Source organism: Streptomyces neyagawaensis (genome assembly GCF_023516595.1).
Classification (GTDB): Bacteria; Actinomycetota; Actinomycetes; order Streptomycetales; family Streptomycetaceae; genus Streptomyces; species Streptomyces neyagawaensis.
This window is the reverse complement of the sequence record NZ_JAMGBG010000223.1, coordinates 1-10191: the sequence shown is the minus strand read 5'-3', so window position 1 is coordinate 10191 and position 10191 is coordinate 1. Positions and strand designations below refer to the sequence as shown.

Here is a 10191-nt window from a genome sequence, read left to right as displayed (position 1 = left end):
CGCGTCCACGACCCTCGCCGGCATCACCGTGCGGACGCCGGTCGGCTCCGCGCTCGACCTCGGCACCGGCTCCGGCATCCAGGCGCTGCACGCCGCCCAGCACGCCACCCGCGTGACGGCGACCGACCTGAACCCGCGCGCGCTCCACATCACGGCGCTCACGCTGGCGCTCTCCGGCGCACCGGCGGCCGATCTGCGCCAGGGCTCGCTCTTCGAGCCGCTCGCGGACGACGAGACGTACGACCTCATCGTGTCCAACCCGCCGTTCGTGATCTCGCCCGGCGCCCGGCTCACCTACCGTGACGGCGGCATGGGCGGCGACGACCTCTGCCGCACCCTCGTGCAGCGGGCCGGGGAGCGGCTCAACGAGGGCGGGTTCGCGCAGTTCCTCGCCAACTGGCAGCACGTGGCGGGGGAGGACTGGCAGGAGCGGCTCAGGTCGTGGGTGCCGCGCGGCTGCGACGCGTGGATCGTGCAGCGGGAGGTCCAGGACGTCACGCAGTACGCGGAGCTGTGGCTGCGGGACGCGGGCGACCACCGCGGTGACGTGGCCGAGTACCAGGCCCGGTACGACGCGTGGCTGGACGAGTTCGAGGCGCGCAAGGTCAAGGGCGTCGGGTTCGGCTGGATCACGCTGCGCAAGTCGGCCGCGGCCGACGACGAGCCCTCGATCACCGTCGAGGAATGGCCGCATCCGGTCGAACAGCCGCTCGGTGAGACGGTGCGGGCCCACTTCGCGCGCGTCGACTACCTGCGGGCCGCCGACGACGCCGCGCTCCTCGGCGCGCACTTCCGGCTCGCCTCGGAGGTCGTCCAGGAGCAGGTCGGACTGCCCGGCGCCGAGGACCCCGAGCACGTGGTGCTGCGGCAGAACCGGGGTATGCGCCGGGCCACGAAGGTGGACACGGTCGGCGCCGGATTCGCCGGTGTGTGCGACGGCTCGCTCAGTGCGGGGCGGATTCTGGACGCCATCGCCCAGCTCGTGGGCGAGGACCCGGTGGCGCTGCGCGACCGGACGCCGGTCCAGATCCGGCTCCTCGTCGAGCAGGGCTTCCTCGAACCGGCCCCCTGAGGCGGGGGCTTCCTCGAACCGGCCCCCTGAGGCGGCGGCTTCCTCGAACCGGCTCCGCCGAGGCTGCCCGGCGGCCCGCCGAGGACATGTTCGGGTGCCCTGTTCGAGTAACGGATGGGGTCCCTCCGTACCCCTGGGTCGCATGTGTCCGGTCTGGCTGGATTGATCCGTAAAAGGTCTCCTGTCAGTGGTGCGTGCGAAGCTATTTTCAAGAGACGGATTCGACGTGTCCTCGGGGGAGGCACGCGCTGTCTCTGGGGGATCGGGGGGTCGCGATGGCGGGGGATACGCCGGAGCAGGGCCAGGGAAGGATCATCAACGGCCGCTATCGCCTGCTGCGCACGCTGGGCGCGGGCGGCATGGGCCGGGTCTGGCTCGCGTACGACGAGGAGTTGGCCTGCGAGGTCTCCATGAAGGAGATCTCCCTGCCCGACGTCCCGAGGGACGCGAGCGAGCCCGCGCAGCGCATCGCCCGGGCCCGCAGCGAGGCCCGGCACGCCGCGCGTCTGCGCGGCCACCCTCATGTGGCGACGGTCCACGACGTGGTGCTGCACGAGGGCCTGCCGTGGATCGTCATGGAGTACGTGCCGGACGCCGTCGACCTCCAGGCCGTCGTACGGCAGCGGGGGCCCCTCGCGCCCGAGCAGGTCGCCCGGATCGGGCTCGCCGTCCTCGACGCGCTCACCGCGGGACACCGGATCGGCATCCTCCACCGCGATGTGAAACCGGCCAACATCCTGCTGGCCGCCGATGCCTCCGGCGACCCCTACGCGCGCGTGCTGCTCACCGACTACGGCATCGCACTCCAGCCGGAGTCCCGCGAGCCCCGGCTCACCGCCACCGCCGGCATCCTCGGCACGCCCGGCTATCTGGCGCCCGAGCGGGCGCGCGGCGAGCCGCCGACGCCCGCCGCCGACATGTTCTCCCTCGGCGCCACGCTGTACGCGGCCGTCGAGGGCCGCGGCCCCTTCGACCGGCACGGCGAGTACGCGACGCTCACCGCCCTGCTGGGCGAGGAGCCCCCACCGCCCGCCCGCGCCGGTGAACTGGCGCCCGTACTGCACGGGTTGCTCATCAAGGACCCGGTACGGCGGTTGTCGCCGGAGGCCGTGGCCCGCGGTCTGGAGCGGGTCGCGCCCGCGGGCGGCCCGTCGTCACCGGCCGGCTGGGGAGCCACCCCGTCGTCGGCCCCGGATGCCTTCGGCCCCGCCCCCGCCGCGGCCGGTGGACCGGGCGGACATGCGACCGCCGGTACGCCGCACGGCTACGCGGTCGGCGCCCCGCCCGGCCAGGTGGCCGCCGCCCAGGGTGGCAACACCCCGAACACACCCGGAGCGCCCCACACGCCGTACGCATCCCACACCCCGGGCGCCGCCCCGTACGCCTCCCACACCCCCGGTGCCGCCCCGCACACACCCGGCGCCCCGCCGACACCGAACACGCCGCACACCCCGGCGGGCGGCCCGAACACCCCGGGCGCGGGCCCCAACACCCCGGCCGGACCGTCGCCGTACGACCCCTGGCAGCAGGCGCGGCCCCGCGGCCCGTACGACGGCCACAACCCGTACGCGGGCGGCCGGCCCACGCCGTACGGCAATGTGGCGGGCAGTCAGGGCCCCGCCCAGGGCGGCTACCCGGGCAGCCCGGCCACGCCCTACGGAGGCACGGCGGGCGGTCAGGCTCCTTCGTACGGCGGCCCCTTGGGCCATCAGGCGCCGGCGTACGCGGCCAACCGGTCCACGCCCTACGGCGGCGGCCCCACCCCGCCGGGCCACGCGGGGTATCCGACGGTCACCGCCCTCGCCCCACAGCCCGGCACTCCCCGGCGCAAGATGCCGCCGGCCGCGCTCGTCGCGCTCGTCGTGGCGGTGCTGCTGGTGGCGGGCGGCGGCACCTGGGCCGTGGTCAAGGTGCGCAACGACCCCCCGGACGCCCCGCCCCGACCGGTGATCGCCAAGTACCCGTACGGCAAGAAGGCGGCCCTCACCCAGCCGCTGCAAGTAGGGGACTGCGTCAAGGCGGTCTGGACGGGGGCGGCGTTCAAGTCGCTGCCCGACCTCGGCGTGGTCGACTGCGACGAGGACTGGCCGGACGGCCAGGTCGTGGCCATCGAGACGGCCTCCGACCACGACGACGCCCGGGCCAACGGCCCGCAGCGCTGCGCCAACCAGGCCGACTCGACGGCCGAGGCCCTCCCCGACGCCGGGGTCTACGCGCTGGTGCCCACGAAGGAGGGCTTCACCGCCGCCAAGGGCGGTACGGCATGTCTCGTACTCGGCAAGCACGTCCCGATCGGCGGGGAAGTGGGCCGCCTCCGCGACACGGGCACGAACCTGTGGCCCACGCAGATGGCCGTCGGCGACTGCTGGGACTACACCACCAGGGACGACAAGGGATACGACGCGCCGCTGACCGACTGTGCCCAAGCGCACACCGACCAGGTCGTCGGATCGGTGCAGGCCCCGGACAGCATGACCTTCCAGGGCGCCCTCGACGAGGGGGGAAAGCTCTGCACCAACAGGTTCGAGACGACTTGGGCGCCCGGCTCCGACCTGATCGTGTCGGGCTGGGTCTCCGACGAGGACGAGTGGAAGAAGGGCTTCAACAAGGTGGTGTGCACGGTGCGCAATGCCGACATCTCCAGGACGACCGGGAAGATACCCACGCCCGGCTCGGTCTGAGGCCCCGGACGCCTCGCGTTCACCTCGGGTTCGTGTGTCCGCTTCCCGTGCGTGCCAGCCTCCCCTCCCTGGGTGTCGAGGGGTGGGAGAGCGGGACATGGAGAGCGGATCGGCGATCTTCGCGGGAGTGGTGTTCGCCCTGTTCGGGGGCGGGCTGCTGCTGTGGACCACCGTCCGGCTGCGGCAGGGACTGTCGGTCGCGCACGGCGTGCGCCCTGTGATGTCGGCAACGCTCGCGAGCGTCGCCGCGGTCGCCGCCCTCCTGCTCGGCGCGTGGTGCTTCGCGCAGATCTGAGGGTGCTCCGGAGGCCGGAGCGGGGAGCGGGCCGGGTGACCGCGGGGTGACCCTCCGCATCGGTCCGGAAGGGCCGGTGACCACGCCGGGCGGCAGGAATGGCGGTAGTCGGGTTACCGTTCGAGTGGCCGTTGCGGGCTTTTCCCGTTTGACACGGGGGCGGGATGTACCGTCACACTCCGCAGCGTCAGCATGACCCGACCCCCCGGGCTCATGGCCGCGCCTCCTGCGAGGCACCGGCCTCCGGGGGTGCCCGACCCCGGACACAAGGCGACCCCGGGGAGATCCCAGCGTCGACCGGAGAGAAGAGCGAAGTTGTCCCCGACCAGCGAGACCGCGAACGGCGGCCGCCGACTCGTCATCGTCGAGTCGCCTGCCAAGGCGAAGACGATCAAGGGCTATCTCGGCCCCGGCTACATCGTCGAGGCGAGCGTCGGGCACATCCGCGACCTTCCCAACGGCGCCGCGGAGGTGCCGGAGAAGTACACCGGCGAGGTCCGTCGCCTCGGCGTGGACGTCGAGCACGACTTCGCGCCCATCTATGTGGTCAACGCGGACAAGAAGGCGCAGGTCAAGAAGCTCAAGGACCTGCTGAAGGACTCCGACGAGCTCTACCTCGCCACCGATGAGGACCGCGAGGGCGAGGCCATCGCCTGGCACCTCCAGGAGGTCCTCAAGCCCAAGGTCCCGGTCAAGCGGATGGTCTTCCACGAGATCACCAAGGCCGCGATCCAGGCCGCCGTCGCCAACCCGCGCCAGCTCAACCAGAAGCTCGTCGACGCCCAGGAGACCCGCCGCATCCTCGACCGCCTCTACGGCTACGAGGTCTCGCCGGTCCTGTGGAAGAAGGTCATGCCCCGGCTGTCCGCGGGCCGTGTCCAGTCCGTGGCGACCCGGCTCGTCGTGGAGCGGGAGCGCGAGCGGATCGCGTTCCGCTCGGCCGAGTACTGGGACCTGACCGGCACCTTCTCCACCGGCCGCGCCGGCGACCCGTCCGACCCGTCGTCCCTGGTCGCCCGTCTGCAGTCCGTCGACGGCCGCCGGGTCGCCCAGGGCCGCGACTTCGACTCGCTCGGGCAGCTCAAGGGCGCGAACGTCCTGCACCTCGACGAGGCGAACGCCCGCGGGCTGGCCGCCGCTCTGGAGAACACCCGCTTCTCCGTCCGCTCCGTCGAGTCCAAGCCGTACCGCCGCTCCCCGTACGCCCCGTTCCGTACGACGACGCTCCAGCAGGAGGCCTCGCGCAAGCTCGGCTTCGGGGCCAAGGCGACCATGCAGGTGGCGCAGAAGCTGTACGAGAACGGCTTCATCACCTATATGCGTACGGACTCCACGACGCTCAGCGACACCGCCGTGTCCGCCGCCCGCGCCCAGGTCACCCAGCTGTACGGCGCCGACTACCTGCCGGCGCAGCCCCGGACGTACGCCGGGAAGGTCAAGAACGCGCAGGAGGCGCACGAGGCGATCCGACCCTCGGGTGATCGTTTCCGCACGCCCGCCGAGACCGGTCTGACCGGCGACCAGTTCAAGCTGTACGAGCTGATCTGGAAGCGGACCGTCGCCTCCCAGATGAAGGACGCGACCGGCAACTCCGTCACCGTCAAGATCGGCGGCACCGCCTCCGACGGCCGGGACGCCGAGTTCAGCGCCTCCGGCAAGACGATCACCTTCCACGGCTTCCTCAAGGCCTACGTCGAGGGCGCCGACGACCCGAACGCCGAGCTGGACGACCGCGAGCGCCGACTGCCGCAGGTCTCCGAGGGCGACGCGCTGGCCGCCGAGGAGATCACGGTCGACGGGCACGCCACCAAGCCGCCCGCCCGCTACACCGAGGCCAGCCTGGTCAAGGAGCTCGAGGAGCGCGAGATCGGCCGCCCGTCGACGTACGCGTCGATCATCGGCACGATCCTCGACCGCGGCTACGTCTTCAAGAAGGGCACGGCCCTCGTGCCGTCCTTCCTGTCGTTCGCCGTGGTCAACCTCCTGGAGAAGCACTTCGGTCGGCTCGTCGACTACGACTTCACCGCCAAGATGGAGGACGACCTCGACCGCATCGCCCGCGGCGAGGCCCAGTCCGTGCCGTGGCTGAAGCGGTTCTACTTCGGCGAGAGCACCGGTGACATCGGCACGGCCGCCGAGGCCGGCAACGGCGACGGCGACCACCTCGGCGGACTGAAGGAACTGGTCACCGACCTGGGCGCCATCGACGCGCGTGAGGTCTCCTCGTTCCCCGTCGGCAACGGCATCGTGCTCCGCGTCGGACGCTACGGCCCGTACATCGAGCGCGGCGAGAAGGACAGCGAGGGGCACCAGCGCGCCGACATCCCCGAGGACCTGGCGCCCGACGAGCTGAACGTCGAGCTGGCGGAGGAGCTGCTGGCGAAGCCCAGCGGTGACTTCGAGCTGGGCACCGACCCGGCGACCGGCCACCAGATCGTCGCCAAGGACGGCCGCTACGGGCCCTACGTGACGGAGATCCTCCCCGAGGGCACCCCGAAGACGGGCAAGAACGCGGTCAAGCCGCGGACGGCCTCCCTGTTCAAGACGATGTCCCTGGACACCGTCACGCTCGACGACGCCCTGAAGCTGATGTCGCTGCCGCGCGTCGTCGGCGCGGACGCGGAGGGCCAGGAGATCACCGCGCAGAACGGGCGCTACGGGCCGTACCTGAAGAAGGGCACGGACTCGCGCTCCCTCCAGTCCGAGGACCAGCTGTTCACGATCACGCTGGAAGAGGCACTGGAGATCTACTCCCAGCCCAAGCAGCGGGGGCGGGCCGCCGCCAAGCCGCCGCTGAAGGAGCTGGGCGCGGACCCCGTCAGCGGCAAGCCGGTCGTGGTGAAGGACGGCCGCTTCGGGCCGTACGTCACCGACGGCGAGACCAACGCGACGCTGCGGTCCGGCGACAGCGTGGAGACGATCACACCTGAGCGCGGGTTCGAGCTGCTCGCGGAGAAGCGGGCGAAGGGGCCGGCCAAGAAGACGGCGAAGAAGGCGCCCGCGAAGAAGGCGACCACGGCCAAGACCGCCGCCGCGAAGAAGGCGGCGCCGGCGAAGAAGACGGCCGCGAAGAAGACCGCCACCACCAAGTCGGCCGCGGCGAAGAAGGCCGCGACCGCGAAGACGGCGGCTGCGAAGAAGACCGCCGCGTCGTCCGAGGGCTGAGAGGCGTCGAGAGACGTCGAGAGACGTGGAGAACCGTCGGGCGTTCGGCTGAAGGCTGTCGGGCGCCCGAGGGTTCGTGAGCCCCCAAGGGGTCGGGGGTTCGGGGACGGCGCGCGGGTGCGGGAGCGTTTGGGGCTGGTCGCGCAGTTCCCCGCGCCCCTGGGGCGGCTGTCGATCAGCTTGGCTGGAATCTTCACCTTGGCTTCTCCGAACCTGCGCTTTTTACACGACTTGGTGGCGACGTGTGCGTGCGTTCGGGCGTCGGTCCGGGCTGTCGGTGGGTGCCGATAGGCTGAAAGCATGATGCGAGGCGAGCAGCCGACTGCCCTGACTCCGGCCCCCGACGACGCCCTGGCAGCCGACTCCAGGGAGCGCGCGGTACGGGCGCTCTTGCGCCGACCTCAGCTCAAACGGCTGTGGAGCGCACAGCTCGTGGGCGGCGTGGGCGATGTCCTCGCCCTGTTCGTACTCGTCCTCCTGGCCTTCCAGACGGCGATCGCCGAGGGGCCGTTCGGTGGCGGGTACCGGGGTGTCGCCCTGACCGTCGCCGTCGTCTTCGGCACGCGGGTCCTCGCGACCCTGCTCTTCGGCGCCGTGCTCCTCGGCCCCCTCACCTCACTGACCTCGCAGGACGGCCCGCTCGACCGCCGCTGGACCATGGTCGGCGCGGACGGGCTGCGCGTCCTGCTGCTGATCGTCGCGCCCCTGTGGATCGACTGGACACCGGACAACGCGCTCGCGGTGCTCCTGGTGACTGTCTTCGTGACCGGCGTCGCCGAACGCTTCTGGACGGTCTGCCGGGAGAGCGCGGCACCCGCGCTGCTGCACGCGCCGCCGCTGGAGGGCGCGACCGTACGCCCGCTGCCGGACCACATGGACGCGCTGCGACGCCTGTCCCTGCGTACCGGATTCGTGGCGGTGCCCCTCGCGGCCGCCACCCTCGTCGTCGTGGCGCTGCTCAACAACCTGCTGGGCGCCGGCCTCGACTGGTTCGGTCAGCACCAGGCGGCGCTCGCCTCGTACGTCGCCGCCGGACTCTTCGCCGCCTCGCTGTCGGTGGTGACCTTCCTCGAACTGCCCAAGACGCGCACCCCCCGCGCGCGGTCCCCGCTGGAGGGACTGCGTCGGCCCAGGACCGGCACCGGCGTCGACAAGGGCCGCACGGGCGCCATCCCGATCCTGGTGCCCGCGTGCGCGGCGGTCGCCGGCGCGGTCGCCGCCGCGGTCGCCGTGGCCGTGCTGCACGCCAAGGACCTGGGCGGCGGCCCGGTGCTGTACGGCCTGCTGGTCGTCGCGCTGACCGGCGGCGTGGGCCTTGGGATCCGCAAGGCTCCGTCCGTGCTGCCGTCGCTGTCCCGCCGTCGGCTCCTCGCCCTGGCCATCGCCTTCACCGGTGTCGCCCTGCTCGCCGGCGGACTCGTGCCGGACGTCACCAGCGTCGTCCTGATCTTCGGGCTGGCGGGTGTCGCCGCGGGCATCGCCGCGAACACCGGGCACACACTGCTCGACCTGGAGGCCGAGGAATTCCGGCGGGCCCGGACCACCGAGCACCTCCACGCGGTCGTACGCGTCTTCGTCGCGCTCGCCGCCGTCCTGGCCCCGCTGGTCGCCGCCGCCATCGGCCCGCACCGGCTGGAGAACGGCAAGTTCGTGTTCGCGCACGGCGGTGCCGCGTTCACCCTGATGCTCATCGGGGCGCTGCTCCTGCCGGTCGCCGCGCTCGTCCTCGCCAAGGTCGACGACCGGTCCGGAGTGCCGCTGCGGCACGACCTGCGGGACGCGCTGCTCGGCGGCGACGACCCCGACCAGGCACCGGCCGAGACCGGGTTCTTCATCGCCCTGGAGGGCGGCGACGGCGCCGGCAAGTCCACCCAGGTCGAGGCGCTCGCCGAGTGGATCCGCGCCAAGGGGCACGAGGTGGTCGTGACCCGCGAACCCGGCGCCACCCCCGTGGGCAAGCGGCTGCGGTCGATCCTCCTCGACGTGTCCAGCGCCGGACTGTCCCACCGCGCCGAGGCCCTGTTGTACGCGGCGGACCGCGCGGAACACGTGGACACCGTGGTGCGGCCCGCGCTGGAGCGGGGCGCCGTCGTCATCTCCGACCGGTACATCGACTCCTCCGTCGCGTACCAGGGAGCCGGCCGGGACCTCTCCCCGACCGAGATCGCCCGGATCTCCCGCTGGGCCACGAACGGGCTCGTACCGCATCTGACGGTGCTGCTCGACGTCTCGCCCGAGGCGGCGAGGGAGCGGTTCACCGAGGCGCCGGACCGGCTGGAGTCCGAGCCGGCCGAGTTCCACGAGCGCGTACGGGCCGGATTCCTGACGCTCGCCGCCGCCGACGCCGGACGGTACCTGGTCGTCGACGGCGGGCAGGACGCGGAGGCCGTCACCACCGTCATCCGGCACCGCCTCGACGTGATGCTCCCGCTGTCCGAGGCCGAGGTGAAGGCGCAGGAGGAGGCGCGGCGCAAGGCCGAGGAGGAGGCCCGCAAGAAGGCCGAGGAGGAGGCCGCCCGCAAGGCCGAGGAAGAGCGGCTGGAGCGGGAGCGCCAGGAGGAACTCGCCCGGCTGCGCGCCGAGGAGGAGGAGCGCAAGCGGCGCGAGCTGGAGGAGGCGCAGCGACGCGAGGCCGAACGACAGGCCGAGGAGGCCCGGCGACGGGCCGAGGAAGCGCGGCGCCGCGCCGAGGAGGAGCAGGCACGGCTCCTCGCGGAGGAGAAGGCCCGTGCCGAGGAGGAAGAACGCCGCCGGGTCGAGGAGGAACGGCGACGCCAGCAGGCCGCGGAGGAGCAGCGACTGCGGGCGGAGGCGGAGGCGCGCCGCCTGGAGAAGCAGCGCAAGGCGGAGGAGGCGCTGCTGCGCGCCGAGGAGGCGCGACGGATCGCCGCGGAGCGGGCCGCCGCCGCGGAGGCCGAGCGGGTCGCGGAGGCCGCGCGGGCGGCAGCGGCGGCAGCCGAGGCGGAGCGGGCCGCTGC

At 72.8% G+C, this 10191-nt stretch carries 5 protein-coding genes; all 5 read left to right on the top strand.

Features of this window, described 5'->3' with window-relative positions; translation table 11 throughout:
• A partial coding sequence (locus M8J73_RS44215) for a methyltransferase (RefSeq protein WP_249829913.1) occupies positions 1 to 1072 on the top strand: 1072 nt, incomplete at its 5' end.
• A gap of 275 nt (positions 1073 to 1347) precedes the next feature.
• A complete protein-coding gene (locus tag M8J73_RS44210) occupies positions 1348 to 3753 on the top strand; it encodes a serine/threonine-protein kinase (protein WP_249829912.1) in 2406 nt (801 codons plus the stop codon).
• Positions 3754 to 3850: 97 nt separating this feature from the next.
• Positions 3851 to 4048 (top strand): hypothetical protein, encoded by a 198-nt coding sequence (locus M8J73_RS44205; RefSeq protein WP_055542718.1) that lies wholly within the window; start codon positions 3851 to 3853, stop codon positions 4046 to 4048.
• A 315-nt stretch (positions 4049 to 4363) separates the two neighbouring features.
• Complete coding sequence (gene topA / locus M8J73_RS44200; protein WP_055542717.1) at positions 4364 to 7213, top strand: type I DNA topoisomerase; 2850 nt, start codon at positions 4364 to 4366, stop codon at positions 7211 to 7213.
• Between the two features lie 300 nt (positions 7214 to 7513).
• The coding region (gene tmk, locus M8J73_RS44195; protein WP_249829911.1) for a dTMP kinase at positions 7514 to 10191 on the top strand (2678 nt) is incomplete at its 3' end.

Excerpts from the sequence above, each read along its gene's own strand:
- M8J73_RS44210 (WP_249829912.1), top strand. The coding sequence starts at position 1,348 with ATGGCGGGGGATACGCCGGAGCAGGGCCAGGGAAGGATCATCAACGGC.
- M8J73_RS44205 (WP_055542718.1), top strand. The coding sequence starts at position 3,851 with ATGGAGAGCGGATCGGCGATCTTCGCGGGAGTGGTGTTCGCCCTGTTC.